General features: G+C 65.7%; 27 protein-coding genes. 9 read left to right on the top strand and 18 right to left on the bottom strand.

Annotated elements, in window-relative coordinates; all coding sequences use genetic code 11:
- Positions 1–4: 4 nt before the first annotated feature.
- Positions 5–895 (bottom strand): oxygen-dependent coproporphyrinogen oxidase, encoded by an 891-nt coding sequence (gene hemF, locus ACP5M5_RS04785; protein ID WP_427935896.1) that lies wholly within the window; start codon positions 893–895, stop codon positions 5–7.
- A 265-nt stretch (positions 896–1,160) separates the two neighbouring features.
- Between hemF and petA the strand changes: the two genes are divergently transcribed.
- From petA to ACP5M5_RS04770, 3 genes are read left to right on the top strand one after another with little or no spacing between them, the layout of a single operon-like run.
- A complete protein-coding gene (gene petA, locus ACP5M5_RS04780) occupies positions 1,161–1,754 on the top strand; it encodes a ubiquinol-cytochrome c reductase iron-sulfur subunit (RefSeq protein ID WP_427935894.1) in 594 nt (197 codons plus the stop codon).
- A gap of 29 nt (positions 1,755–1,783) precedes the next feature.
- On the top strand, positions 1,784–3,049 hold the full coding sequence (locus ACP5M5_RS04775; protein WP_427935893.1) for a cytochrome b: 1,266 nt from the start codon (positions 1,784–1,786) through the stop codon (positions 3,047–3,049).
- The gene (locus ACP5M5_RS04770; RefSeq protein WP_427935892.1) at positions 3,049–3,873 is read left to right on the top strand and encodes a cytochrome c1; all 825 of its coding nucleotides are present in this window, start codon (positions 3,049–3,051) and stop codon (positions 3,871–3,873) included. The genes ACP5M5_RS04775 and ACP5M5_RS04770 overlap by 1 nt, the downstream gene beginning before the upstream one ends.
- Positions 3,874–4,045: 172 nt before the next feature.
- On the opposite strand, the gene ACP5M5_RS04765 is transcribed toward ACP5M5_RS04770, so the two are convergent.
- From ACP5M5_RS04765 to ACP5M5_RS04750, 4 genes are read right to left on the bottom strand one after another with little or no spacing between them, the layout of a single operon-like run.
- Positions 4,046–5,224: a YbfB/YjiJ family MFS transporter gene (locus ACP5M5_RS04765; protein ID WP_427935891.1), complete on the bottom strand. Its 1,179-nt coding sequence runs from the start codon at positions 5,222–5,224 to the stop codon at positions 4,046–4,048.
- Positions 5,221–5,520 (bottom strand): AzlD family protein, encoded by a 300-nt coding sequence (locus ACP5M5_RS04760; protein ID WP_427935889.1) that lies wholly within the window; start codon positions 5,518–5,520, stop codon positions 5,221–5,223. The genes ACP5M5_RS04765 and ACP5M5_RS04760 overlap by 4 nt, the downstream gene beginning before the upstream one ends.
- On the bottom strand, positions 5,517–6,221 hold the full coding sequence (locus ACP5M5_RS04755) for an AzlC family ABC transporter permease (RefSeq protein WP_427935887.1): 705 nt from the start codon (positions 6,219–6,221) through the stop codon (positions 5,517–5,519). Before ACP5M5_RS04755 ends, ACP5M5_RS04760 begins: the two co-directional genes overlap by 4 nt.
- On the bottom strand, positions 6,218–6,793 hold the full coding sequence (locus tag ACP5M5_RS04750) for a RecX family transcriptional regulator (RefSeq protein WP_427935885.1): 576 nt from the start codon (positions 6,791–6,793) through the stop codon (positions 6,218–6,220). Before ACP5M5_RS04750 ends, ACP5M5_RS04755 begins: the two co-directional genes overlap by 4 nt.
- A gap of 169 nt (positions 6,794–6,962) precedes the next feature.
- Between ACP5M5_RS04750 and typA the strand changes: the two genes are divergently transcribed.
- Entirely contained in the window at positions 6,963–8,786 is a 1,824-nt protein-coding gene (gene typA, locus ACP5M5_RS04745) for a translational GTPase TypA (protein ID WP_427935883.1), read from the top strand.
- Between the two features lie 38 nt (positions 8,787–8,824).
- On the opposite strand, the gene ACP5M5_RS04740 is transcribed toward typA, so the two are convergent.
- Positions 8,825–10,216: a helix-turn-helix domain-containing protein gene (locus tag ACP5M5_RS04740; RefSeq protein WP_427935882.1), complete on the bottom strand. Its 1,392-nt coding sequence runs from the start codon at positions 10,214–10,216 to the stop codon at positions 8,825–8,827.
- A 156-nt stretch (positions 10,217–10,372) separates the two neighbouring features.
- On the opposite strand from ACP5M5_RS04740, the gene aceA reads away from it, so the two are divergent.
- Positions 10,373–11,764 carry an isocitrate lyase gene (aceA, locus tag ACP5M5_RS04735; protein WP_427935880.1) on the top strand — a complete coding sequence of 464 codons (1,392 nt, stop codon included), beginning with the start codon at positions 10,373–10,375 and terminating at the stop codon, positions 11,762–11,764.
- A 154-nt stretch (positions 11,765–11,918) separates the two neighbouring features.
- On the opposite strand, the gene ACP5M5_RS04730 is transcribed toward aceA, so the two are convergent.
- From ACP5M5_RS04730 to ACP5M5_RS04715, 4 genes are read right to left on the bottom strand one after another with little or no spacing between them, the layout of a single operon-like run.
- Entirely contained in the window at positions 11,919–12,728 is an 810-nt protein-coding gene (locus ACP5M5_RS04730) for an enoyl-CoA hydratase (RefSeq protein ID WP_427935878.1), read from the bottom strand.
- Positions 12,725–13,612, bottom strand: coding sequence for an amidohydrolase family protein (locus tag ACP5M5_RS04725; RefSeq protein ID WP_427935876.1), 888 nt, complete (start codon positions 13,610–13,612; stop codon positions 12,725–12,727). Before ACP5M5_RS04725 ends, ACP5M5_RS04730 begins: the two co-directional genes overlap by 4 nt.
- Positions 13,587–14,858, bottom strand: coding sequence for an MFS transporter (locus tag ACP5M5_RS04720; RefSeq protein ID WP_427935874.1), 1,272 nt, complete (start codon positions 14,856–14,858; stop codon positions 13,587–13,589). The genes ACP5M5_RS04725 and ACP5M5_RS04720 overlap by 26 nt, the downstream gene beginning before the upstream one ends.
- 45 nt (positions 14,859–14,903) lie before the next feature.
- Positions 14,904–16,145 carry an NRAMP family divalent metal transporter gene (locus ACP5M5_RS04715; RefSeq protein ID WP_427935872.1) on the bottom strand — a complete coding sequence of 414 codons (1,242 nt, stop codon included), beginning with the start codon at positions 16,143–16,145 and terminating at the stop codon, positions 14,904–14,906.
- A 211-nt stretch (positions 16,146–16,356) separates the two neighbouring features.
- Here ACP5M5_RS04715 and ACP5M5_RS04710 point away from each other — a divergent pair, with 211 nt between their 5' ends.
- The 3 genes from ACP5M5_RS04710 (at position 16,357) to ACP5M5_RS04700 (ending at position 19,104) form a co-directional block, all read left to right on the top strand.
- A complete protein-coding gene (locus ACP5M5_RS04710; protein WP_427935871.1) occupies positions 16,357–16,758 on the top strand; it encodes a hypothetical protein in 402 nt (133 codons plus the stop codon).
- 105 nt (positions 16,759–16,863) lie between these two features.
- Positions 16,864–17,580: a helix-turn-helix domain-containing protein gene (locus ACP5M5_RS04705; protein ID WP_427935869.1), complete on the top strand. Its 717-nt coding sequence runs from the start codon at positions 16,864–16,866 to the stop codon at positions 17,578–17,580.
- 15 nt (positions 17,581–17,595) lie between these two features.
- Entirely contained in the window at positions 17,596–19,104 is a 1,509-nt protein-coding gene (locus tag ACP5M5_RS04700; RefSeq protein WP_427935868.1) for an AAA family ATPase, read from the top strand.
- On the opposite strand, the gene ACP5M5_RS04695 is transcribed toward ACP5M5_RS04700, so the two are convergent.
- The 8 genes from ACP5M5_RS04695 to rpmF form a co-directional block, all read right to left on the bottom strand.
- A complete protein-coding gene (locus tag ACP5M5_RS04695; RefSeq protein WP_427935866.1) occupies positions 19,091–19,948 on the bottom strand; it encodes a universal stress protein in 858 nt (285 codons plus the stop codon). The two genes, ACP5M5_RS04700 and ACP5M5_RS04695, sit on opposite strands and share 14 nt — an antisense overlap.
- A 194-nt stretch (positions 19,949–20,142) precedes the next feature.
- Positions 20,143–20,706 carry a hypothetical protein gene (locus ACP5M5_RS04690; RefSeq protein WP_427935864.1) on the bottom strand — a complete coding sequence of 188 codons (564 nt, stop codon included), beginning with the start codon at positions 20,704–20,706 and terminating at the stop codon, positions 20,143–20,145.
- 291 nt (positions 20,707–20,997) lie between these two features.
- The gene (locus ACP5M5_RS04685) at positions 20,998–21,972 is read right to left on the bottom strand and encodes a hypothetical protein (RefSeq protein WP_427935863.1); all 975 of its coding nucleotides are present in this window, start codon (positions 21,970–21,972) and stop codon (positions 20,998–21,000) included.
- A gap of 9 nt (positions 21,973–21,981) precedes the next feature.
- On the bottom strand, positions 21,982–22,506 hold the full coding sequence (locus tag ACP5M5_RS04680; protein ID WP_427935861.1) for a MerR family transcriptional regulator: 525 nt from the start codon (positions 22,504–22,506) through the stop codon (positions 21,982–21,984).
- Positions 22,506–22,811: an integration host factor subunit alpha gene (locus ACP5M5_RS04675; RefSeq protein ID WP_427935860.1), complete on the bottom strand. Its 306-nt coding sequence runs from the start codon at positions 22,809–22,811 to the stop codon at positions 22,506–22,508. Before ACP5M5_RS04675 ends, ACP5M5_RS04680 begins: the two co-directional genes overlap by 1 nt.
- Positions 22,812–22,902: 91 nt before the next feature.
- Positions 22,903–23,877 carry a beta-ketoacyl-ACP synthase III gene (locus ACP5M5_RS04670; RefSeq protein WP_427935859.1) on the bottom strand — a complete coding sequence of 325 codons (975 nt, stop codon included), beginning with the start codon at positions 23,875–23,877 and terminating at the stop codon, positions 22,903–22,905.
- A 4-nt stretch (positions 23,878–23,881) separates the two neighbouring features.
- A complete protein-coding gene (gene plsX / locus ACP5M5_RS04665; RefSeq protein WP_427935928.1) occupies positions 23,882–24,952 on the bottom strand; it encodes a phosphate acyltransferase PlsX in 1,071 nt (356 codons plus the stop codon).
- A 104-nt stretch (positions 24,953–25,056) separates the two neighbouring features.
- Entirely contained in the window at positions 25,057–25,260 is a 204-nt protein-coding gene (gene rpmF / locus ACP5M5_RS04660; protein ID WP_114912413.1) for a 50S ribosomal protein L32, read from the bottom strand.
- Positions 25,261–25,463: 203 nt separating this feature from the next.
- Between rpmF and ACP5M5_RS04655 the strand changes: the two genes are divergently transcribed.
- Positions 25,464–26,501, top strand: a complete 1,038-nt coding sequence (locus ACP5M5_RS04655; protein WP_427935858.1) for an NAD(P)/FAD-dependent oxidoreductase — start codon at positions 25,464–25,466, stop codon at positions 26,499–26,501.
- The last annotated feature ends 23 nt before the right edge of the window (positions 26,502–26,524 follow it).

Genomic DNA, 26,524 nt, shown 5'->3' with positions numbered 1-26,524 from the left:
AGCGCTAAGGCCAGCGAACTTCGGGCGGGAGGCTCATCAGAATCGCCTCGATATTGCCCCCGGTTTTCAGGCCGAACAGGGTGCCGCGATCATAAAGCAGATTGAATTCGACATAGCGGCCGCGGCGGATGAGCAAGTGCTCGCGCTCGGACGGCGTCCAGGAGGCGCGCATGCGGCGGCGGACGATCTCGGGGTAGATATCGAGGAATGCCTCGCCGACCGCGCGCGTGAAGGCGAAATCCCGCGCCGCGTCGTCGCTTCGCAAATGGTCATAGAAAATGCCGCCTAGGCCGCGCCGCTCGCCACGGTGGGGTAGGTAAAAATACCGGTCGCACCAGTCTTTGAAGCGCGGGTAGTAATCAGGATCAAAGGCGTCGCAGGCGACGCGCAGGCGGTCATGAAACGCTGCCGCGTCGGCTTTGGCGGCCGCGCTCTCGGGGGCCGCGGGGGTGATATCGGCGCCGCCCGCGAACCACCCCTCGGTGGTGACGATCAAGCGCGTGTTCATATGCACCGCCGGCACGTGCGGGCTTCGCATATGGGCGACCAGGCTGATCCCGCTCGCCCAAAAACGCCGGTCCGCGGCGGCGCCCGGAATCTGGGCCGCAAAATCGGGGCTGAATTCGCCCCAGACGGTGGAGACGTTGACCCCGACCTTTTCGAACACCCGCCCATGCATGAGCCGCATTTCGCCACCGCCGCCATCATCGCCGCCATTGGCGTCGCTCTCAGACAGGCGGCGCCAGCGTTTGGCATGGAAGCGGCCGGGAGGGGCATCGGCGATGTCGGCCTCGTCCTCGATCGCCTCAAAGGCGGCGCAAATCCTCGTGCGCAGCGCCTCGAACCAAACGCGGGCGGGCTCTTGCAGGGCGTGATGGGGGAGGGGGGGGACCATATCCGGCGTTATGGCGGCGGCAGCAGATTCTGTCGATGGTGTGTGTCGTCGCGCGCGAAAAAATCGTTGTGTCAATCCCGATTCCAGGGTTGACGGGGGCGGCGCCGAGGGGTCTGTTGCAGTCGCTCATGGGCCCGCCTAATATGCGCGCGACTCATAGCTGGCAGGCAACCCCGGTCTTTTTTGGGGGTCTGTTTTATGTGGTGTTTCTTCGAGTAGTGTTTCGCAGGGCAATAACGCCGCGGCAGACGCGGGGACCGAGGTAATGATGGCCGATACCGCCGCTCACTCCTCTCATTCTGGTGCAGGTCATTCCGGCTCTGGGCATGGACCGGGAGATGGCGCCACCAAGCGCGATTTCCTGAAAATGGTCGCCGGCGCCGGCGCCCTGGTCGGGGCCGGGGCGATCGCCTGGCCGCTGATCGACAGCATGAACCCGTCCCAGGACGTGCTCGCGCTCTCCTCGGTCGAGGTCAATCTGGCGCCGATCGCCGAGGGCTCAGGCATCACCGTTCTGTGGCAGGGCAAGCCGATCTTCGTCCGCCATCGCACCGCCGCCGAGATCAAAGCGGCGGAAGACGTCAAGCTCAGCGATCTGATCGAACCGCAAGCCGACGCCGACCGCGTCAAGGCCGGGCATGCGCAATGGATCGTCCTGATCGGCATCTGCACCCATCTCGGCTGCATTCCGCTCGGCAACAAGCCGACCGATCCGCGCGGCGAATGGGGGGGCTGGTTCTGCCCGTGCCATGGCAGCCAGTACGACACTTCGGGCCGGGTGCGGCACGGGCCGGCGCCGCTCAACCTCTATCTGCCGCCATACGTCTTTGAGAATGACACCAAAATCAAGATCGGCTGAGACATTTTTTCGGAACGGAGTGGCGCGCGATGGTCGGCCTGCACAAGAGTGAGTTCAAGAACCCGGTGATCAACTGGATCGATACCAGGATGCCGGTGTTCACCCTGATGCAAAAAGAATATGGCGCTTTCCCGACGCCGAAGAATTTCAACTATTTCTGGAATTTCGGCGCCTTGGCGATGGTCAATCTGGTGCTGATGATCGTCACCGGCGTTTTTCTCGCGATGAATTATACGCCCAATTCGATGCTCGCCTTCGATAGCGTCGAACGCATCATGCGTGACGTGAACTGGGGCTGGCTCATCCGCTATGCGCACATGAACGGCGCCTCGATGTTCTTCATCGTGGTTTACGTCCATATCTTCCGTGGCCTCTATTACGGCTCATACAAGGCGCCGCGGGAATTGCTGTGGATGCTCGGCGTTGTCATCCTGCTCCTGATGATGGCGACGGCGTTCATGGGCTATGTTCTGCCCTGGGGCCAGATGTCTTATTGGGGCGCGACGGTCATCACCAATCTGTTCTCGGCGATACCGCTGGTCGGCAAAGCCATCGTCACTTGGCTATGGGGTGGTTTCGCGGTCGATAACCCGACACTCAACCGCTTCTTTAGCCTGCATTATCTTCTGCCTTTCGTGATCGTTGGCGTCGTTTTCCTGCATGTCGTCGCGCTGCACATCACCGGGTCAAACAATCCGCTCGGCATCGATATCAAATCACCGCAGGACACCATCCCCTTTCATCCGTACTATACCATTAAGGATAGTGTCGGTATCTGCGTGTTTTTCATCGTGCTCGCCATGTTGGTATTTTTCGCGCCAAATTTCTTTGCGAGCCCCGATAATTACATTCCCGCCAACCCGCTGCAGACGCCGGCCGAGATCGTGCCGGAATGGTATTTCTTGCCGTTTTACGCGATTCTGCGTTCGGTGCCGAACAAGCTCGGTGGCGTGATGATGATGTTCGGGGCGATCGCGGTGCTGTTCGTTCTGCCCTGGCTTGACACCAGCCCGGTGCGGAGCGCCCGTTTCCGCCCGATCTATCGCCAGCTATTCTGGCTTTTGGTGATTTCGGTGTTCGCGCTTGGCGCTGTCGGGGCGCACCGGCCACAAGGGATATGGGTGGTGATCGGCCGCCTCGCGACCCTTTATTACTTCCTGCATTTCCTCGTCATTCTGCCGATTCTCGGCAAGTTGGAACGGCCCTTGCCGTTGCCCGAGAGTATCAGCCGGCCGGTGCTCGGCGGCGGCAGGATGCCTGGTGGTGCGACCGCTAAGCCGATGGAGAAGGCGTAATGCGTGGCCTGAAATATCTTAGCCTGTCCGTGGCCGCCGCTTGCGCTGCTGCCTTCGCGCCCCTCGCCTGGGCCGATTCCGGCGACAAACCTGAGGCTAAGGCGCCCGCGCACGAGATCAGCACCGCCGACATTCCGGTGCCGCCGTTGCCGCATATCGATTGGAGCTTCAACGGCCCGTTCGGCACCTATGACCGGGCCTCGGCCCAGCGCGGCTTTCTGATCTATCAGCAGGTTTGCTCGAGCTGCCATTCGCTGAATCAGCTTTATTATCGCAACCTCGAAGGGATCGGGCTCAGCGAGGATCAGATCAAGGCGATCGCCGCGAGCGTTCAGGTTCCGGGCGGCGTGAACGATGAAGGCCAGCCGATCGAGCGCCCAGGCAAGCCTTCCGATCACTTCAAGGCGCCGTTCCCCAATGAACAGGCGGCACGCGCGGCCAACGGCGGCGCTCTGCCGCCGGATCAGTCGGTGCTGGAACTCGCGCGTGAGGGTGGGGCCGATTATCTTTATGCGATCCTCACGGGCTATGCCGATCCGCCCGCCGGCGTGAAGCTGATGTCAGGGATGAATTACAACACCTATTTCCCCGGCCATCAGATCGCGATGCCGCAGCCGCTGCAGGAAGGCTCGGTGCAATATACCGATGGCGTAAAGCCGACCCTCGATCAGGAAGCCAAGGATGTCGTCACCTTCCTCACTTGGGCGGCTAATCCGGAAATGGAAGAGCGCAAGCAAACCGGCGTTCGCGTGATCCTGTTCCTGGTTTTCCTGACCGGTGTGACCTATGCGGTCAAGCGCCGGGTGTGGTCTGATCTGCATTAGAGGGCGCCACGTAAATAAATATAGAATAAGGAAAAAATCTTCTTTTTCTGAAGAAAAAGAAGAAAAAAGACTTCTTTCCGTTTCTTCAAGAGGCAGTGCCAAGGCACTGCCCAACGGATAAAAGTTTTTTGGTTCTTTTTTTCAAAAAAGAACAGCTTTTTCCGTCTTTCTTCTACCCGCCGCGTCGCGGCATGATGTCGGCGAGCGGCAAGGTCAGCACCGCGCCGGCCAGGCCAACCGCGAAAAGCGGCAGGTGGCTGCCGGTCGTGGCATAAAGCCAGGCGAGCAGGAACCCGATCGCGGTTTGTGCCGCACCATAGGACGCGGTCGCGAGGCTCCAGAGGCCGGGCGCGGCCTCGCCGCCGATGGTGCGGGTGCGAAGCAGGAAAAGACCGGAGACGCCCGTCGCCGTCGCGCCGGCGAACAGTGTGGAGAGCGCGAGCCCAGGCGTCGTATGCCAAAACAGCGGCAACGCGGTGTCGATCACTTGCGCGAGCAGCGCGAGCGCAAGCGCCTGGCGCAGGCCGAGAAGATCGGCAAGGCGGCCGCACAGCGCCGGGCCGGCGGCGGCGCTGATGCCAAACAGCAGCCAGAAAGCGCCGCCGGCGACATTGCCGCGCGCAAGGCCGCGGGCGATGAAATCGGGCCACCACAACATATGCGGCGTCGCGGCAACGGCGGCCATGGCGTAAGACGCGATCAGGCGCAATGACGCGGGGTGGCGCGTTCCGGCAAACAGCGCGCGGCGCGGCGCCGGCGCGACGGCGGGCCAGAGCCGCCATGCCGCGGCGGTGACCAGGCATGCGGCGAAACCGAGCGCGAGCCAGGTCACGGCGAGCCCGTCGCGCAGCAAAAGCGGCACGATCAGCGCGCCGAAGACGATGCCGCTGCCAACCCCGGTGAAGGTGAGGCCAGCGGCCAACCCCCGCCAGCGCGGCGCGATCGCCGCCTGAACCGCGGGGCCGGCGAGCACCATGAGAGTCCCGCCGGTGATGCCGGCGAGAATGCGCCAGACGAGAAACCAGAGAAACCCGCCCTTGATGGCGCATAGCACGAAACTGCCAGCGGCCAGCAGCATCGCCGCGCGGAGCGTCGCGATCAGGCCGAGGCGCTGGCCAAGCAGCGGGCCGAGCAGCGCGCCGATGAGGTAACCGCCGAGATTGGCCGCACCCAGCGCCCCGGCGGCACCCGGGCCCAGCCAGCGTGCCGCGATCATCGCGGGCAGCAGCAGCGAATAGGCGAAACGCTGCATGCCGACGCCGAGAAAGGTCGCACTAGCGCCGGCCAGCATCAGCCGGGCGGCGGCACGGGTCGCCGGTGTCATCACCTGGCGGCGGGTTTGGAAACTCACCGCGCGAGCCAGACCAGCCAGGCGCTCGCCGTGCCGGCGGCAATGCCGATCGCGACATTGCCAAAAAGCCGAACGGTGATCAGCGTCGCCGCCGCCCCCACCCATTCCTTGACCCCGCCCGCCGCGAGTGCCGGCGCGACATAGCCGACGAACAGCGCCCCCGGCACGTAGCCGAGCATGGCGCGCAGGAAAGGCGTGGGGCTTAGGGTGCGGAACAGAAAATATCCACCCGCCCGACAGGCCAGGGTCGCGAACGCCATGCCCAGAATGGCGATGAGGTTGCTGGTTTCGATCATGACCGGGCGCGCTGGCGTTCGCGAAAGGCGCCGACCAGGCCGCCGGCGAGTGCTGCGGCGACCACGTGCCAAGCGCCGCGCGGCGCAAAATGCGCGACCGGTAGTGCGACGATAGCGGCGGCGAGCCAGGGCAGGGCATCATGGCGGCCGCGCCAGAGCGGCACCAGGAGGCTGATGAAGGCGGCGAGCGCGGCGAAGAACAGCGGATGGCCGCGCGGTGGGTGGAGTGTGGCGCCGAGAAGGTGCCCGGCCAGGCTGCACGCGAGCCAGGCGCACCAGAGCGCGAAGCCGGCGCCGAACAGAAAGCCGCCATCGCGCTCGCCCTTGCGGCCCTCGGCGATGGCGAGCGCGAAGCCGTGATCGACGAGGAGAAAGAGATTGCCCCAAAGCCGCCAGCCCGAAAGCCGCTCAAGCCACGGCGTGAGCGCCGGCCCCATCAGCGCCATGCGCAGATTGACGGCGAACGCTGCAAAACTCACGGCAAGCACCGGCGCCGGATGGGCCCAGATATCGAGCGCGAGAATCTGGCTCGCGCCTGCGAAAACCAAACCGCTCATCAGCCCGATTTCGGCCAGTGAAAGCCCCTTGCCGGCGGCCAGCACACCGACGATGAGCCCGAACGGCGCGAGCCCCAACGCGAGCGCGAGGCTGCGCCGGGCGCCGCGCGCGAAGCCTGCGGCGGTGAAGCTCGCGGTGGTCATGCGTCGCCGCGCCGGACGCGCAACACCAGGGCGAGCGCGGCGTCTGGGCTCATGGCCAGCGCCTGCTCGGCGATGACTCGTGAAAAACCAGCCCGCGCCAGTGCCGCGAGTTCGCGCCCCGGCGCGGTTTCCGGAACGGTACGAAAGGGGCCGAGGCGGCGGCGGCGAGCGAGAATCAGGGCGGCGGCGAGTTCGCTCTCGGCCGTCTCCGGAAGGCTCGCGGCAGCAATTTCGGGCGCAACCCCGCGGGCTGCCAGATGGGCGGCGATCGCCCGGCGCGACCGCCCGGAACGATTAAGGCGGGCGGCGCGGGCGTGCGCGAAGGCGGCATCATCGACGCCGCCCGCCGCGGCGAGCTGCGCGACGATACGCCGCGCGGCCAGCCGCGCCGCCGCCGCTGCTCTGTCCAAGGTTTCGGCATCCCCCGTGGCAGTGCGCCGCCAGCGCAGAATGCGCCGCTCGAGCACGCGCAAAAGCCCGGCCTCGGTTGCGCCATAGCGGGCGAGATGGGCGAGCGCCGCCTCATGCAGCGTTGCCTCGGTGAGCGCCGGCGTGTCGGGTGTTTCGTTCACTGAGGCAGGATGCCATGCACAGCTTCGCGCGCAAACCGCCCACCGCCGGCGGCGAGAGGGAAAACGCGCATGGCAGGCAGTCCTTGGATTTATCTCTGATTTATTTCTCGCAATCCCGGCCCGGCCTCGCTATCTGTGCGGCGCAGCATACCGAGGCGCGATCATCCCCATGACCCTACGCAATATCGCCATCATTGCCCATGTCGACCATGGCAAGACCACCCTGGTCGACCAGCTTCTGCGCCAATCCGGCGCGTTTCGCGACAATCAGCACGTCGCTGATCGGGCGCTCGACCGCAACGATTTGGAGCGTGAGCGCGGCATCACCATCCTCGCCAAGGTCGCGAGCGTGGTCTGGGGCGAGACCCGCATCAATCTCGTCGATACCCCCGGCCACGCCGATTTCGGTGGCGAGGTCGAACGTATCCTGAACATGGTCGATGGCGCGCTGGTGCTGGTCGATGCCGCCGAGGGCGTGCTGCCGCAGACCAAGTTCGTCGTTGGCAAGGCCTTGGCGCGCGGGCTGCGCCCGATCGTCGTGGTCAACAAGGTCGATCGCGCCGATGCTCGCCCCGACGAGGTGCATGACGAGGTGTTCGATCTCTTCGCAGCCCTCGGCGCCGATGAAAATCAGCTCGATTTTCCCATGCTTTATGCCTCCGGCCGGCAAGGCTGGGCGGATGCGACGCTAGACGGGCCGCGCGCCGATCTCTCGGCGCTATTTGACCTTGTCCTCCGCCATGTGCCCGCCCCGAAAGTCGAGACCGAGGCACCGTTCGCTATGGTCGCCGCGATCCTGGAATACGACAATTTCCTTGGCCGCATGCTGACCGGGCGGATCGAGCAGGGACGGGCGCGCCTCAACATGCCGCTCAAGGTGCTGCGCGCCGATGGCAGCGTCGTCGAAACCGGGCGGCTCACCAAGCTGCTCACGTTTCGCGGGCTGGAACGGGTGGCGGCGGACGAAGCCGGTGCCGGCGACATCGTCGCCATCGCGGGGCTCGCCGAGGCAACCGTGCCGGAGACCATCGGGGCGCCGGATCTTGTCGCCGCCCTGCCCGCGACCCCGATCGACCCGCCGACGCTGGCGATGACCTTCCGCATCAATGACGGCCCGCTTGCCGGGCGCGAAGGCAGCAAGGTCACCTCGCGCCAGATCCGCGACCGCCTCTACCGCGAAGCAGAGGGCAATGTCGCGATCCGTATCAGCGACAGCGCCGAGACCGAGGCGTTCGAGGTCGCCGGGCGTGGCGAATTGCAGCTCGGCGTCCTGATCGAAACCATGCGCCGCGAAGGCTTCGAGCTTGCCATCGGCCGCCCGCGCGTGCTGACGCGCACCAATCCCGAAACCGGCGAACGCGAGGAGCCGCTCGAGGAAGTGGTGGTCGATGTCGATGAACCCTATGCCGGTGTCGTTGTGGAGAAACTCGGCCGCCGCAAGGGCGAGCTGGTCGAGATGCGGCCCTCGGGCGGCGGCAAGACGCGTCTGGTATTCTCCATCCCGTCGCGCGGGCTGATTGGCTATCACGGTGAGTTTCTCACCGATACCCGTGGCTCGGGGGTGATGAACCGGCTCTTTGCTGGCTATACGCCCTGGCGCGGGGTGATCGAGGGGCGGCGGAACGGCGCTCTGATCTCCAACGCCGATGGCGTTGCCGTGCATTATGCGCTGTTTTACCTCCAGGAGCGTGGCACGCTCTTCATTGGCCCGGGCGAGAAGGTCTATGTCGGGATGATCCTCGGCGAGCATTCCCGCGAGAACGATCTCGAGGTCAACCCGATCAAGGAAAAGAAGCTCACCAATATCCGCGCCGCCGGCAAGGATGACGCCATGCTGCTGACCCCGCCGCGGCGGATGTCGCTCGAACAGGCGATCGCCTATGTCGAGGACGACGAATTGGTGGAAGTGACGCCAGGCGCGATCCGGCTGCGCAAGCGCCATCTCGACCCGCATGACAGAAAGCGCGCCGAACGGCGGACCGAAGCGGCGTAAAGGAAGGCCGGGGCTCTGCTCCGGACCCGCATTTCCGACTAACGTTTCGCCTCGAACGGATAGGGGCTCGCGCCTCGGCGCAGCGGGTCGAAAGCGAGCCGGTGTTCGAGCGGCGGGAAAGCGCGCGAGCGGCAATCGGGGCGTTCGCAGAGCCGGCAGGAGAGCCCGATGCCAACCGCGGCGCGTTCGAGATCGAGCCCTTCGGCATAGACGATATCGGCGGCATAGGTGAGCGGACTGCCCATGGCGACGACATGTACCGGCGGCGGCTCGCCCCAGCGCGCGGCAACGCCGGTGACAGTGCGGGCAAAGCACAGAAAGCGCGTGCCATCGGGCAGTTCCGCGACCTGCACCCGAACCACGCCGGGGCTCGCGAAGGCGGTGTGCACCACCCAGCGCGGACAGGAGCCGCCATAGCGCGCGAAGGGAAAGCCGGCGGCGGAAAATCGCTTGGAGACATTGCCGGCGGGATCGACGCGGAGGAAGAAAAACGGCACGCCACGGGCGCCCGGGCGCTGCAGCGTGGAAAGCCGCTGGCAGGCCTGCTCGAACGAGACGCCAAAGCGCGCCGCCAGCGCCTCCATGTCGTGGCGCAGCGCGGCGGCGGCCTCGCGATAGGGCAGGTAGGGCATCAGAAGCGCCCCGGCGGTGTAATTCAAAAGCCCGATCCGGATAAGTGCGACCGCCTCGGGTGTCGAGGGCTTGACCTCGGCCAGTACCGTTTCGACCGCGTCGGCTGCTTCCAGAAGGGCTAGCTGAAACGCCATGTGAAAGCCTCGGCTTTCGCGTGGCAGCGATTCCGAGAGGGTGAGCCGCCGTGCCTCGGCGTCATAGGCGCGCAAACCCTCGAGCGCCCTGACCACGACGGCGATGCCATGATGGCGGCGCAGACGCTCGGCGATGGCGTGGTTGCGCTCGGCGGGCGCGGCGTCGAGTTCGCCGGCGATCGCTTCGGCCGCGGCCTCGAGCGCCGGAAAATAGTTGGCATGGTCATCGAACACGTCCCGCGCCTCCTCGTTGGGCAGCAGGATCCGCCGCCCCGAGGGCAGCGCGATGCCGCTCGCATCCTCGCGCGCGACCCGCCAGGCACGATAGAGCGCGAGCACCGCGCGGGCGGCGTTGGGCGCGCTCGCCGCCAGGGTTTCGATCTCGGCCTCGGCAATGGTCTCGGCGTGCAGCAACGGGTCGGCGAAGACCTCGCGCAGCCCGACCTCCAATTGCCGTTCCTGGGCGCCAGACAGCTCGGCGAGTTCAACCCGGAAAATTTCCGCGAGCTTGAGCAACAGACCGGCGGTGACGCTGCGCTGGTCGTGTTCGATGAGGTTGAGATAGCTCGCCGAAATGCCGAGCCGGGCGGCGAGCGCTTGCTGCGTCAGCCCGTGCTCCTGGCGGAGGCGCCGGATGGTGCGGCCGATCAGCGGTCCGGTCATATTTACAGCCTTTACAAAATCCCCGTGTTGCCTGTCAATGTCGCCACAAGTTCCAAGGGTTTCCGCTAATTTGCCGCTTTTCTTCGCGAGTGCAATGTGAAAATTTTACGACCGCGATCCTGCTTCGCTGTGTTGTTCGCATTCAAGGAGCCCACCATGCGCCCGACTCTCTCCCCGCTTTTCGCCCCGGATGGCATGTCCAGCCCGGCCGGGCACGACCCGGAACGTTTCGCCGGCATTCAGCGCGACTATAGCGCCGAAGACGTCGCGCGCCTCTCGGGCAGCTTCCGTGTCCGCCACACGCTCGCCGAAATGGGGGCGCAGCGGCTCTGGCATCTGCTCAAGACCGAGCCCTTCGTTCCCACCCTCGGCGCGCTCACCGGCAATCAGGCGATGCAGCAGGTGAAAGCGGGGCTGAAAGCGATCTATCTCTCCGGCTGGCAGGTCGCGGCGGATGCCAATCTCGCCGGCGAGATGTATCCCGATCAATCACTCTATCCGGTGAATTCGGTGCCGTCGGTGGTCAAGCGCATCAATGGCGCCCTCCGCCGCGCCGATCAGATCGCGCGGAGCGAGGGCGATGTCTCGACCTATTGGATGGCGCCGATCGTCGCCGACGCCGAGGCCGGGTTCGGTGGCGCGCTCAATGCCTTCGAGCTGATGAAGGCCATGATCGAGGCCGGCGCGGCGGGCGTGCATTTCGAGGACCAGTTGGCCTCGGAAAAGAAATGCGGCCATCTCGGCGGCAAGGTTCTGGTGCCGATCAGCCAGCATATCCGCACCCTCAATGCCGCCCGCCTCGCCGCCGACGTCGAAGGCGTGCCAACGGTGCTGCTCTGCCGCACCGACAGCCACGCCGCGCAATTGCTGACCACCGATGTCGATGAGCGCGACCGGCCATTCCTCACCGGCGAGCGCACCGCGGAAGGGTTTTTCCGCATCCGCCCCGGCCTTGGCGTTGAATACGCGATCGCCCGCTCGCTCGCCTATGCGCCCTACGCCGATCTTTTGTGGTGGGAGACCAGTGAGCCCAATCTCGAGGAGGCCGAGCGCTTCGCTAATGCCATACACAAGCGCTTCCCGGGCAAGATGCTGGCCTATAATTGCTCGCCGAGCTTCAACTGGCAGAAAAAGCTCTCGCCGGAAAAGATCGCCGGTTTCCAGGCGGCGATCGCGAGCATGGGCTACAAATTCCAGTTCGTGACGCTGGCGGGTTTCCACAGCCTGAACCATTCGATGTTCCAACTCGCGCGCGGCTACAAGGAACGCGGCATGGCCGCCTATTCAGAGCTGCAGCAGGCGGAATTCGCGGCCGAAAGCGAGGGCTATACCGCAACCCGCCATCAGCGCGAGGTCGGCACCAGCTATTTCGACGCCGTCGCGCTGGCGATCTCGGCGGGCAAAGCCTCGACGACGGCGATGGCCGGCAGCACCGAGACGGCGCAGTTCCACGACCACGCCGAAACCACCGCCGAGCACGATCAATACGACCACGGTATTGATCACGCCCATGACTGGGCGCGTAATGCCGCTATCGCCAACGCCTGAGCGGGCCACAAGGCCAAGAAAGACTCTTCTTTTTCTGAAGAAAAAGAAGCAAAAAGACTCTCTTTCGTTTCTCGGAATGGGCAGTGCCGTAGGCACTGCCCAACGGGAAAAAGTTTTTTTGGTTCTTTTTTCAAAAAAAGAACCAACTTCTTCTTTAACATCCTTGCCAAATCGGCGTGCGCTTTTGCAAAAAGGCGTCGATTCCTTCCTCGGCGTCGCGTGCCAGCATGTTTCGGGTCATGGTTTCGGCGGCGTAGGCATAGGCGGCTTCGAGCGGCATCTCGGCCTGGCGATAGAAGGCTTCCTTGCCGATCGCGACCGTCAGCGGGCTTTTGCCCGCGATCTTGCCGGCGAGTTCGGCGACCGCCTGATCGAGTGCCGCCTCCGGCACCACGTGATTGACGAGCCCGATGCGGAGCGCCTCGCGGGCTTCGATCATCTCACCGGTGAGCAGCATCGCCATCGCCGCCTTGCGCGAGACGGCGCGGGTCAGCGCCACCATCGGTGTCGAGCAAAATAGCCCGATATTGACGCCAGGGGTCGCGAAGCGCGCGGTCTCGGTTGCGATCGCGAGATCGCATGTCGCGACGAGCTGACAGCCGGCGGCGGTCGCGATGCCGTGGACGCGCGCGATCACCGGTTTCGGCAGATGGGTGATCGCGAGCATCAGCCGCGAGCATTGTGAGAACAGCGCTTCATAGGTGGCGCGGTCGGGGGTCGCGCGCATTTCGCGAAGATCGTGGCCGGCGCAGAAAGCTGGCCCGGCGCCACCGATCACCACCACTTTTACCGCCTCATCGCGCGCGATCGCGGCGAGTTCGGCCTCCAGCGCGGTCATCAGCGCGATCGAGAGGGCGTTGCGGGCGGCGGGGCGGTTCAAGGTGAGGAAGGCGACGCCATTTTCATCACGGCGCAGCAGCGGCGTGGTTTCGGTTGTGGTGGTGGGATGCAAAAGCGTGCTCATCGGTCAAATCCATACAAAATGGCGGGGTTATCGACGAGGATACGCCGAACAGCGGCTTCTGTCCCGGCCCAGTCGTAAAGAAGGTCGAGGAGAGCGCCGTCATCGGGCATGGCGCGGCCTTCGAGATGGGGATGCGGCCAATCGGTGCCCCAGAGGCAGCGCTCGGGCGCGTGCGCGATGAGGGCGCGCGCCGGCGCCAGGAGATCGGCGTAAGGCGGTCCCGAGGAACTCCGATAGCCGCAGAGTTTGACCCAGGCGCGGCCGGTATCGAGGAGGCGTCGCAGCGCCTGAAACGCCGGATCGTCGATCCCGGCGGCGGCCCGTATCCCGCCCATGTGATCAAGCACCACCGGGACAGGCAGCTCCGAAAGCCGGGGCGCGAGCGCGATCAGCGCCGCGCCGTCGACATAGAGCTGCAGATGCCAGGCGAGCGGCGCAATCCGGGCGGCGAGCGCCTCGATCTGGTCGAGCGGCGTGCCGTTGCCGCTGACGGCGTTGAACCGAACACCGATGACGTTGCCGGATTCGAGTTTCGCGAGTTCCGGCGCCGTGATGCCGGCATCGATCACCGCGATCGCGCGCGCGCTCGCGCGGCCGAAGGCGGCGACGGCATCCAACGTGCAGGCATTATCGGTGCCGAAGATGCTCGCCTGCACGACGATCTGGCGCGAAAGCCCGAGCACCCCGGCCATGGCGCGATAGGCATCGATGCCCGCTTCCGGTGCGTCATAGCTGCGCCCGGGGCTGAGCGGGAAACGATCATAGGGGCCGAAGATGTGGAAATGACAGTCGGTCGCGCCGGCCGGCGCCTGCGCGCGTGGCGCCGAGGGCGGGAGGGGCGGCGGGCAAAGCGGGCGCTCAGTCGGCATGGTTGGGGGCGGCATCGGCGGGCTCCGGGAGAGGGTCATTGTCGAGGGCGCGGCCGGCGGTTTCGGGCAGCATCGCGAGCGCTGCCAGCATCAGCGCGCAGGCGGCGAAGCCAAAGAGCGCGATCGCCGGGCCAAGCCCGAGCCGGTCGGCGAGAAAGCCGATCATCGCCGGAAACAGCGCTCCCGCCGCGCGCCCGGCGCTGTAGCAAAAACCCTGCCCGACGCCGCGCACCGCGGTCGGGTACATCTCGGTCATGAACGGCCCCATCGCCGAGAACATCATGTAGAGCACCACCCCGAGCGGCAGGCCGAGCAGCAAGATCATGTGGTCGTCGAGCGGCAGGAAGAGATAGAGCGGGATCATCACCGCCGAGCCCAGCGCCGAGATCGCAAACGTCGGCTTGCGCCCGAGCGCATCCGCGCAATACGCCCCGAGCACGAATCCAAGAAACGCGCCGAGGATATGGAGCAGCAGATAGCCCCCGGTATTGACGGCGGACAAGCCGCGCACGGTCTTGAGATAGGTCGGAAGCCAAGTCGAGACGGAGTAATTGCTCGCCTGCGCGCCCATCACCATCAGCGAGATTTTCAGCGTCCGCGCGAGATAGGGTGGGTGCAGCACCGCGAAGAATTGCGCCATGGTCTCGCGCCGCGGGGCTTGCGCGCGATAGAGATCAGGCTCGGGGACGTAGCGGCGCAGCCAGAAGACGAGCCCGGCCGGGGCGAGGCCGATCCAGAACAGCACCCGCCAGGCTAGCCCCTCCGGCAGGGTCGCGAAGGCCAGCGTGTAGAGTATCGCCGCTGCCGCCCACCCCACCGCCCAGCCGCTTTGGACCAGGCCGACGGCGCGGCCGCGATAGCGATCGCGGATGGCTTCGCCCATCAGCACTGCGCCCGCCGCCCATTCGCCGCCAAAGCCGATGCCCTGGCCGGCGCGGCAGAGGAACAGCGCGCCGAAATTCCAGGAAAATCCGCTGAGAAACGTGAAACCGGCGTACCAGAGAATGGCGATTTGCAACACCCGCACTCGGCCCAGGCGATCGGCCAACGCGCCGGCGGCCCACCCGCCGAGGGCTGAGGCGAGCAGCGCCACTGTTCCCAGCAAGCCGGCCTCGCCCTTGCTGATCCGCCAGGTCGCGAGCAGCGTCGGGATGATGAAGCTGTAGACCTGGACATCGAGCGCATCGAGCACCCAGCCGCCGAAGCAGCCGATCATGGTGCGGCGTTCGCGCGTCGTGAGGTCGAATAGCCAGAGGCGCATCGACGTTTCTCCCCGCCGCCACTGGACCGGCGGAAAGTGGACTTGTCAACTGCCGAGGCTGATCAGGCCGCCATAAACCCCGAGCGCCGCGGTCAGCGCGGTGACCGTAAACACCACCCAGAAATAGCCGCCCCGCAAGCGATGGCCGGCGGGCAGCGCCCGGGCCGCGAGGGCGATGAGAAACCCGAGCACCAGCGGCAAAAGCAGTGCGTTCATCACCTCGACGGCGATATCGAGGGTGACGAGATCGGGAATGATCACCACGATCAGCGCGCCGGCGATGATGATCGCGGTATAGATGCCGTAAAACCATGGCGCTTCGCGGGGGCGATGAGCGAGCGAATGGCGAAACCCGGTGACCTCGCCCCAGCCCCAGGCGCCGGCCAGCGAGGCGACGATGGCCGCGACCATGCCGGCGCCGAGAATGCCGATCGAAAACACGAGACGCCCCCAGGCTTCGCCGAGATAGGGGGTGATCGCCCGAGAGAGTTCCTGCACGGTGTCGAGCTTGGCATTGGGATCGAGCCGGCCGATGGTCGCGGCGGCGGCCACCAGGACCGCGGCCATGATGAGCTGTGTCACCACCGCCCCGATCGCCGTATCCCAGCGCGCGGCGCGATATTCCTCGGGCCGCAAGCCTTTGTCGGCGACCGCCGATTGCTGATAGAACACCATCCAAGGCATGATTACGGCACCGATATTGGCCGCCGCCAGCGTCATGTAGCCGTGGTCGCGGAACGGGATATCCACTATCCCGCCGAGCAGCGCGCCGGCGGCCGGGTGGCTTGCCCAAGCGATACCGAAAAACGTCAGCTCGAAAGCGCCCATCGCCAGGGCGACGCGTTCGACGCGCGCGTAAGACCCGGTCCAGACGACGACGAGCAAAAATGCCGCCGCCAGCGCGACCCCCGCGAGCCGCGGCACGCCGTAGAGATCGCTGATCCCGGCGACACCGGAAAACTCCGTGAGCAGGGCGCCAGTGGCCGCGATGCTGAGGCCAGCGACCGAGACATAGGCCCAGATTTTGCCGAAGTTGTCGCGGATCAGCTCGCCATGTCCCTTGCCGGTGAAAATGCCGAGCCGGACCGTCAATTCCTGAACGATATAGAGGATCGGCATCAGAACGAATTGCAGCGCGAGCAGCCGATATCCCCATTGCGCGCCGCTTTGCGCCGCGGTGATGACGCTGCCGACGTCGGTGTCGGCGAGCATGACGACGAGCCCCGGACCGGCGACCGCGAGGAACTGCGCCAAGGCGCTACGGGGCGGGATGACGATCTGCGACACGGCGCTCTCCTCGCTCAATGCAACTGAGAGCAATTCGCAGTTTTTGTCGGCGTTGTCGAGGCACAAACCGGATTTCGGCGCTAAGGATATCTCCGTATGGCAATCACGTCGCGATTCCGTAAAAATGAAACGCTAGTCAACAAAGTGATCAAAGCTGGATGTGACGGCGATGCTTTCGGCGGCACCAACACAAAGGGTGATAGACTGTCCCATGTCATCGGTGCGCGGCGGCGCGATTATTCCTCATCAGGGCGTGGTTTGCCTGATCGGCGAAGACGCGGCGGTGCGGGATTCGCTCGCGGCGTTGCTGCAGGCGCATGGCTATGGCGTCATCGCCGAAGCCCGTCATGACCGCCCATCGCTTCTGCCGATGAGCGGCGTGTTTTGCGTCGTGCTCGATCCCCATCGCGATGGCCGTCGTGAAGCCGAGGTCATCGCTGAAACCCGGGCGAAATTTCCGGATTTGCCGATGATCGCGATCAGCCACGGCCTCGGCCAGCCGCTCTCCCCGGCGACGCGGGTGGAGAGCGTGCTCGAAAAGCCGCTCGCTCCCGAGCGCTTGCTCGATGCGGTGCGGCGGTTTCGCCTGGGCCGCGGCCCCGCCGCGCAATAATGCCGCACCCTCCGTACTTTTACGGATCGGATCATTCCTGATTTCGGGGGTTGGACGGCTTCTTTATCACGGTGCCAGAACGCAATAGAGAGAGGTCCCCGCCCCATGCTCGCGTCATCGTCCGCCCGGACCGTTGCGCCGGTGTTTCGCCCCACTCATCTCCATGCCGTGCCGCAAGAAGCGGCGGCGCTGCCGTTTTCGCGGATCGCCCACCCGCTGATCAGCGTTGCCCGTGATGGCGAAATTTTCCCCGAGGCGAGTGCTGCAACCCATGTCTATCAAGTCATTTCCGGCACGCTCCGCACCGCGAAGCTGCTCGCCGATGGCCGGCGCCTGATCGGCGATTTCGTGTTTGCCGGCGAGTGGGTCGGGTTCGAGGGCGGGCCTCGGCATTTCTACGCCGCCGAGGCGGTGACGGATGCCCGCCTGCTCTGCTTTTCGCGCCGCGATCTCGAACGCCTCATGGCCGAGGATCATGAGGCGGCACGCACCATCCAGGCTGTGCTGTGCGACACGCTTTCCGCCGCGCATGAGCGGATCGTCTCGCTTGGGCGCAAGACCGCGATGGAACGCGTCGCCGGTTTTCTCGTCGATGTCGCGGAACGCCTCGGGGGCAGCGGCAAGACCGGTTTCGCCCTGCCCATGTCGCGCAGCGATATCGCCGATTATCTCGGCCTTACCGTCGAGACGGTGAGCCGCACCCTCGGCGATCTGCGTCGCCAGCGTGTCATTCAGATCGTTGACGTGCATCAGGTGCAGATCATCGATCAGACGTCGCTCGTTGCGCTCGGGGGGGATGAATTGCGCCGCTACTGCGCCTGAACGGCGGTCGCGGCGATGGCGGCGATCCCGGAGGAACAGCGGGCCAGCGCCGCTTTTCTCGCAACTCTCGCCGGGGCACCGCCGCACGAGACGCATATCTCCGCCGTCTTCGTCGGGTGGGACACTGCGTGGAAGATGAAGAAGGCGGTGCATCTTCCCTATCTCGATTTTTCTACGCTCGCGGCGCGGCGGCATTTTCTCGGGCGCGAGTTGGCGCTCAACCGCCGCACCGCGCCAGGGATTTATCGCGATGTCGTTGCTATCCGGCGGGCAGCAGACGGCGCGCTCGGGTTCAGCGCGGATGGCGAGATCGTTGAATGGGTGTTGCGCATGGCGGCGGTGCCGGCGGGCGATTTTTTCGACCGGTTGGCGACGCGTGGCGCGCTCACGCCCACACTCGCGCGGGCGCTGGCCGATACCGTCGCGGAATTTCATAACGCTTTGGCGCCGGTTGCGGGTTGGGATAGCCCGGGCGCCTTTGCCCGCCTGATCGCCGAGAATGAAACCGCAGCACGCGCCGCCGGGCTGCCGCCGGCCGACATTGCCGATTGGGCGGCGGCGGCCACGCGGGCGCTTGATGCCGGCCGCGCTATCCTTGCCGCGCGCGCTGGCGCCGGCCTCGTGCGCCGCGCCCATGGCGATCTCCATCTCGGCAATGTCTGTCTCTGGCACGGCCGGCCGACGCTGTTTGACGCGCTCGAGTTCGACGAGACGCTCGCGACCATCGATCTCGGCTATGACATCGCCTTTCTGCTCATGGATCTCGACCAGCGGGTGAGCCGCGAGGCCGCCAATGGGGTGTTCAACCGCTATGTCGGGCGCCGCGCCGATGTCGGGCTGGTCACCGTGCTCGGGCTTTTTCTCTCGCTCCGGGCGTTGGTGCGGGCGCATGTCGAGGCGGCGCGGGGTGGGGCGGCGGCGGGGCTGTCCTATCTCGCCGCCGCGCGCCGCTATCTCACGCCGCCGGGCGCGGGCTTTGTGCTCGCGATCGGCGGCCTGCCGGGCAGCGGCAAATCGACGCTGGCGCGGGCTCTCGCCCCAAGGCTCGGGCCGGCGCCGGGGGCGTTGGTGCTGCGCAGCGATGACATCCGCAAGCGCCTGCACGGCGTCGCGCCGGAGACGCGGCTTCCCGCCTCTGCCTATGACCAGGCGGCCCATGCGGCGGTGCAGCGCGCCCTTCTCGCCGCCTTGGGCGAGGCTGCGGCGCATCACGTGGTCATTCTGGACGCGAGTTTTCTCGACCCCGCTTTCCGTGACGCGGCAGCAGCAGCGGCGGCGCGGCTTGGGGTGCCGTTTGTCGGCATCTGGCTCGAGGCGCCGCACGATATTCTCGCGGCACGGATCGCGGCGCGCCGCGATGATTCCTCGGATGCGACGCTCGCGGTGCTGGCGCGGATGATCGCGACCACGCCAACGCCGCCGCCGCTTGCGCCAGGCTGGCATTCTCTCGACGTGAGCGATGGCGAAAGCGCCGCGGCGGCGATCCGCGCGCGGCTTCCGCCCGCCGCGCTCAGTGTGACATGAACACCGGCACCGTCATTTCCTGAAGCAGCCGCCGTGTGATGCCGCCGAGCAGCATTTCGCGGAAGCGCGAATGGCCATAGGCGCCAACCACCAGGAGATCGGCGCTGATATCGAACGCCTCATTGAGCAGCACGTCGGCTTCGCCGATTTCCTTGGCGACGGTGTGATTGGCGATGGCGCGAACGCCGTGGCGCGCAAGATGGAGCGCAATGTCGGCCGCTGGCACCCGCTCTTTGTCGTTCACGCCGGCGTTGGGGTTGATCGCCAGCACCGTCGCGCTTTGGGCTTTCTCAAGCAGCGGCAGCGCGTCATTGACTGCCCGCGCCGCTTCCCGCCCGCCATCCCAGCCGATCAGAACCCGCTCGCCGAGGCTCGGGAAATTGCCAAAGGCTGGCACGATCAGCACCGGCCGGCCGCTGGTGAACAGCATGCGGGCGATGAAATCGGTGCTTTCCGGCGGGCGCGGCGCTTGCGGGTCGTCCTGGCCGATGATGGTGAGGTCGGCATAGCGGGCATGCAGCGCGACGGTCGCCGCCAAACGCCCGTGCACGAGGCGCCATTCGCCCTGAAACCCGTCTTGGCGGCGGCGTTCATTGAAGTGCGCCTCGGCTTGCGCCGCGCCCTTGCGCACCCCTTGTTCGAGGCGGCTGACCAGGGCATCGGCGTCGGTCGCGTCGGCATAGGCGAGGGCGGAGGCTTCGAGCCAGCTCGGCAGCGAGGTATCGGCGACAAAGAGCCCGGTGAGATGGGCGCCGTGGCTGACCGCGAGGCGGGCGGCGAGATCGAGGCGCACCGGGTCGCGCAAGCCGCCATCGAAATGCACCAGAATGTCTTTGAACGGCATGGAAAAAAACCTCCGGTCCGGGGGTGATGACGCGCCATCATGCGGCATCGCGGCGCGCGCGCCATGATCTGCCTCAAGTCGCAGCGAAAATCGCGGCGCGATCAATCGTCTTGGCGTTTGGCGAGGCCAGAGACGGTCGCGATGAGGAGGAGGCCGGCGATCCAGCCGAACAGCGTCCCGAACCAGACCACGAATTACGTTGCCCAAGCGAGAAGCCAGTTTTTTGTGGTGAGCGCTCTCTCGGGCGCGAGCGGCGCCCAATGGTCCTGCTGGCCGAGTTTTCCGACGGGCAACAGCACGTCGAGCGCGTAAAGCGGCGGGTAAAAGGCGGGATAGGCGCGCGGGAAGGTTTGGCAGCGTGTCCAGTTCGCGCGCGGATTTTTCTCGGGGTTGCAAGAAGAGTAGGCGGGATTGTCGAAAATCTGGGGGTCGGTCGGGCCGAACACCCGGCTATGGCCGCCGATGTCGAAGAGGAGGCTAGAGAAGGCCCAGACCGCGACGACGATCCAAAACAGCCGCGCCGGGCGATAGCCATAGCCGATCAGGCAGCCGTAAAGCCAATGGAAGCCGCGCGCCGCGCGGCTTTCCAGGCGCCGCCATTTTGTAACCGGTTTCGGCGAAGAAAAAGTCATGACCTTGCCGCCGAGGAACCGTCTTATAATTGGAGCCGGCTCGGAAATTTCGCCGATCACGCCGCAAAAACGCTTGCGGTTCTCAAACGCGATCGCGACCTGGCGCGAATCCTCGAGATGCCCCATGTCCCGCAGCACTTTGCGCAACTGCTGCCAGGGCTGCGGGCGGAATTGGCGCGGATTTTTGGCTTTGCCGCTGTGCTCCAGGCTTTGCTTATCGAGCCAAGCCAGCCGGTCCTTTGCTGCCGTGGATGCTTCGCCCGTAAAAGCGCCGTAGACAAAGCCGTCAAGGATGGTGTTGTCAGGCCAGGAACGAAGGTCGTCGATAAGGCGGCCAACGTGGGCTGAAGCCAAAGCAACAGCGCCCTGCGAGATTTTCACGCTGCGGCCAAGTAATACCCCATAGATGTGTATGCCCTAGAAATTGATAGCAAAAGAATTTTGACTATAAAAGCTTCCCAGACTGCAATCAAAATCACAGCCGATTGAGGCATTGATGAGGCGGACTTCTCCCAACGCACTAAATCCGTGCCTTACGAAGACATTTCCATCAACTTTCATTCCGTCAGCGTGTATGGCTACCTTTCCTTGGTTCTCGAAAATGCCGCCGTCACATTCCAAATTTCCGCCTATTGTGACGCCGCTAAGGTGGATTTCGCCCCGAGCCTTGAAGCCATTTTTCATAAAGATGTACCCTCTGACGTTCATTCGGTCGGCGCTGATTGCTCTTCCTTTGGGGTTTACGAAAATGCCTCCGTCACACTCCCAATTGCCGCCGATTGTCGCACCGAGGAGGCGGACTTCACCCCGAGCTATAAAGCGATGGCTCATGACGAGATTGAGGCCGACATCCATACCGTCAGCGTTGATCGCGTGACCGTTCGGGTTCTCGAATTTGCCACAGCTACAATCCAGATTGCTGCTGATCTTGGCGCCAAGGAGGCGGACTTCGCCGGCTGCAGAGAATCCATTTCTAAGAAACAGACCAGATCGGCAGGTCAAACGATCGGCGTTCAGCCCCGGCAGATGGCTTCCTTCCAGCGAGAAAGGCCCCGCAATTCTTGCGTCCCTAAGAATAGCAGTTTCATCGAATCTGCACCGTTCGAACACCGTCGGCCCGGCGATCTCGGCGTGGGATAAATCCAGCCCTCCCGTGATCCAGGCGCCCTGCACCCAAAGGCCCCTCTCGTGGACCGGCGCCTCGTCATCGCCGCCGAGGGCGAGGAAGCGGAGGAAGGTGGCGCGGACCGTATTGGAGTCGCTTTCCGCCTCTGGCCGGGTTGTACCGATTTCCGCCAAGTCGCCCGCCGCTGCGGCCTCAAGAATTCTCTGTTCCGCCGCGTTCAGGGGAAAAAAATCTTGGAGACTCCGGCCTTTGGCGCGTTTCCCCATGGCGGCGCCTCAATCGAGCAGGGCGCGGAGTTCTTCGAGCGAGCGGAGGGTTTCGAGGAGGACGAGGCGCAGGCGCTCAACCTCGGGCGGCGGGTCGCCGGCGCGGGCAGTGGGGCGCGGCGGGCGCGGCGCCGGCGGGGTGAGGCCGGGGATGGGAAGTTCGGTCTGCGCGGTGGTTTGGGGGGGCGGCGCCTCCGGCTCGGCATCCTCGGGCGCCGGCGGCGGGATATCATCGGCGAGCTTGCCGCCACCCTCGCGCAACAGCCGCTGCACCCCCTTGATGGTGTAACCCTGGACGTAAAGCAGGGCGGAAATGCGGCGGAGGAGGGCAATATCCTCCGGCCGGTAATAACGCCGCCCGCCGCCGCGCTTGAGCGGCTTTACCTGCGGAAACTTGGTCTCCCAAAACCGCAACACATGCTGCGGGATGTGAAGATCATCCGCGACCTCGCTGATCGTGCGAAACGCATTCGGCGCCTTGCGCGGCTTGGCTCGCCCGCCCTCGCCACCCTCCTCCAGCGGCGGGGATGCCATCACTCGTCATCCGGCAAGTCACGGCCGTTGACCTGGGCCTTGAGCACCTGACTCGGGCGAAACACCAGGACACGGCGCGGCAGGATCGGCACCTCGACGCCGGTTTTCGGGTTGCGCCCAATGCGGCGGCCCTTCTGGCGGACGGAAAACGTGCCGAAACGGCTGATTTTCACCGTCTCGCCAGCCGCCAGCGCGGTTGCGATCCGCGCGAGCAGGGTCTCGAGAATTTCGGCGGAGTCGTTGCGGGAGAGACCGATCTCGGTATAGATCGTCTCGGCGAGATGCGCACGGGTCACGGTGTCCATGCCCCGAAGCTAGGCAAAAGCCGCGGCCGCGTCAAGAAATCCCTTAGGATCAGCGGATTGCCCGCCCATCGTTCCGCCTCGCGGCAGCGCGCTACATCCGGACCAGCGCCGAGCCCCAGGTGAGGCCGCCGCCGAGCGCCTCCATCAGCACGAGATGGCCCGGGCGGATGCGGCCATCGCCCACCGCCTCGGCGAGCGCCAGCGGGATCGAGGCGGCAGACGTGTTGGCGTGGCGGTCGATCGTCACCACCACCCGCTCGGGGGCGAGGCCGAGCTTTTTGCCCATCGCATCGATGATCCGCCGGTTGGCCTGATGCGGCACCAGCCAATCGATTGCCGTGCGCTCGAGATGATTGGCGGCCAACGCCTCCTCCACCGCGCCCGCGAGGTTGACGACGGCATGGCGAAACACCGCCGAGCCGTTCATCACCAGCGTCCCCGGCCGCTCACGGAGACCAACGGCGCCATCGACATACAGAATGTCGCCATGGCGGCCATCGGCGTGAAGATGGGTCGAGAGCACGCACGGCGTCGCCGCCGTCGGCGCGCCCTCGGCGGCATGGAGGAAGACGGCGCCAGCACCATCGCCAAACAGGACGCAGGTGGTGCGGTCCTGCCAGTCGAGAATGCGCGAATAGACTTCCGCGCCGATCAACAGGACGCCAGAGGCTTGCCCGGCGCGGATCATCCCATCGGCGACCGAGAGGGCATAGATGAAGCCCGAGCATGCGGCGGCGATGTCGAAGGCAAAGCCGTTGGTCACGCCCAGCGCCGCCTGGACGCGCACAGCGGTCGCCGGAAACGCCTGATCGGGGGTGCTGGTTGCGAGGATGATGGCATCGACCTCGTCCGGCCCGGCGCCGGCCTGGCGCAACGCCGCCCGCGCCGCCGCCGTCCCCATCATCGCCGCGGTTTCCTCGGCGCTGGCGACATGGCGCTGGCGGATGCCGGTGCGTTCGCGGATCCATGCGTCAGACGTATCAAGCGAGCGGGCGAGATCGTCGTTGGTGACGATCAGTTTCGGCAGATAGCCGCCGACCCCGGCGAGAACGGCATGGCGCGCCATTGGCTTAGCGTTCCGCATCGGCGAGGCCGGCGGCCGCGTCGATCGCGGGGGTTTCCCCCGCCGCTTCCGTCTTCACCGCCTCTTTTTCCGGTGCGGCCGCGAGCACGCCGCTCAGCCCCTCGCGGATGCTTTCGTTGAATTTGTGCGTCACCATGTCCATCGCGACATCCATCGCATGGGCGAAACCCTCCGCGTCGGTGCCGCCATGCGATTTCACCACGACGCCGTTCAACCCAAGCATCACCGCGCCGTTATAACGCCGCGGGTCAAGCCATTCGCGCAACCGCTCCAGGCTCGATTTCGCCAGCAGATAGCCGATCCGCGCCGAGACGCTGGCGGTGAACACCTGGCGCAGCAACTGCCCGATCAGCTTCAGCGCGCCTTCGCCGGTCTTGAGCGCGACATTGCCAGTAAAGCCGTCGGTGACGACGACGTCGGTGGTGCCAGCGGCGATGTCGTGACCCTCGACGAAGCCATGAAAGCGCGCCGCGATCGGGCTCGCGCGGAGGATTTCGGCGGCCTGGCGCAGCCGGTCATCGCCCTTCATCTCCTCCGAGCCGACATTGAGAAGGCCGATGCGCGGCGCCGGCAGGCCAAGCACGACGCGGGCGAAGACATCACCCATCACCGCGAACTCGACCAGGTTGCGGGCATCGCATTGCACATTGGCGCCGAGATCGAGCATCACCACATCGCCGCGCGCCGAGGGCGCGATCCCGGCCATCGCCGGCCGGTCGATGCCGGGAAGAGTTTTTAGGATGATTTTGGCGAGCGCGAGCAGCGCGCCGGTATTCCCCGCCGACACCACCCCCTCGGCCTCGCCGGCGGCGACCGCGTCGATCGCAAGCCGCATGGAAGCCTGGCGGAGGCGGAGTGCCGCCGTCGGCTTGAGATCGCCGGGGATCACCTCGGCGGCGTGGCACACAGTCACGGCCTGGGCGAGGCGAGGATGGCGGGCGAGGAGGGGGGTAAGCCGGGCCTCGTCGCCAAATAACAGGAACCGCCCCTCGGGGTGGCGTTCGAGCGCGATCGCGAGCCCAGCGACGACAATATCCGGCGCATGGTCGCCGCCCATGCCATCGACCGCGAGCCTCGGCGCCGCGCTCACGCGCGACCTGCCGGCCGAAACGCGACCAGGAACGCGCTCACGTGCGGGGCAGGCGCCATCGCCATGCGCTTTCAGGCGCGCACGGCGCCCTTCAGCTCCTTGCCCGCTGGCGCCACTTCACGACCATCATAATGGCCGCAATGGCTGCAGACATGATGCGGGCGCTTCAATTCGCCGCAATTCGGGCACTCGGTATGGGCTTCCTGTCCCAACGCCTCATGACTGCGCCGCATACCGCGCCGTGAGGGCGAGGTTTTTCTTTTGGGAACCGCCATGGCTTACGCCTCTCCTGCTCGAATGCCGGCCTCACCCCAGGCGGGTGCCGCGCTCTGTCGTAAAAGATTGAAGGGCGCGCGTTTAGCAGAGACGCCACGCCCCGGCAAGGGGAAGCCGCCGCGCGGATTCTGAGACAAAACCGCGGACGCGCCGCCCGGCACGCGGTTTTCCGTTCGGCCGGGATTGCTCTAGGATGCGCCGTATGCAGGACCATGCCAACAAGCCGCCGTTCACTGCCGATGTCGCGATCATCGGCGCCGGGCCCGCCGGGCTATTCGCGGTCTTTGAGTGCGGGATGCTGAAGCTCCGCGCGATCGTCATCGATGCCCTCGAGGCTCTCGGCGGGCAATGCACCGCACTGTACCCGGAAAAGCCGATCTACGACATTCCGGCGATTCCGCGCATCGAAGCGGGCGGGCTGATCGATGCGCTCGAGCGCCAGATCGCGCCGTTTTGCCCGCAGATCCTGCTCGGCCGGCGGGTGGAAGGATTTTCCGGCCAGCGCGGCGCCTTCGTCCTCACAACCGATCGCGGCGAGCGGGTGGCGGCGAAAGCGGTGATCATCGCCGCCGGCGCCGGCGCGTTCGGCCCCAATCGGCCGCCGCTTGCGGGGCTTGCGGCGTTCGAGGCGAGCGGCGCGGTGCAATATTACGTGCGCGACCGCGAGGCGTTGCGCGGGGCGCGGGTGGTGATCGCCGGCGGCGGCGATTCGGCGCTCGATTGGGCGCTCGCGCTGCGCGGGATCGCGGAGAAGATTTATCTTGTCCATCGCCGCGCCAAGTTCCGCGCCGCCCCCGAGAGCGCAGCGCAGGCGACGGCGGCGGCCGCGCGTGGCGAGATCGAAATGGTGATCCCCTATCAGCTCGCCGAACTCGGGGGCACGGATGGGCGGCTAGAGGCGGTGGCGGTCGAAGATCTCAACGGCACCCGCCGCAATCTCCCGGCCGACCGGCTGCTCGCATTTTTCGGTCTTGCGACCGATCTCGGCCCGATCGCCGGCTGGGGGCTCGATCTCGCGCAGCACCATGTGCGCATCGATCCCGCCACCTGCGAGAGCAGCATCCCGGGCGTGTTCGCGATCGGTGACGTCGCCCGCTATCGCGGCAAGCTCAAGCTGATCCTGCAGGGGTTCAGCGAAGCGGCGATGGCGGCGCACGCGATCCATCCAATCGTTTATCCGAATCAGGCGCTGCATTTCGAATATTCGACCACGACCGGCGTCGCGCCGCTTTCGCCCTGATCCCGGAGCGCAGGGCGCCTGGC

Source organism: Acidibrevibacterium sp., from assembly GCF_049965395.1.
Lineage (GTDB): Bacteria > Pseudomonadota > Alphaproteobacteria > Acetobacterales > Acetobacteraceae > Acidibrevibacterium > Acidibrevibacterium fodinaquatile.
Note: the sequence above shows the minus strand (reverse complement) of the source record. Positions and strands in the feature narration are given on the sequence as shown.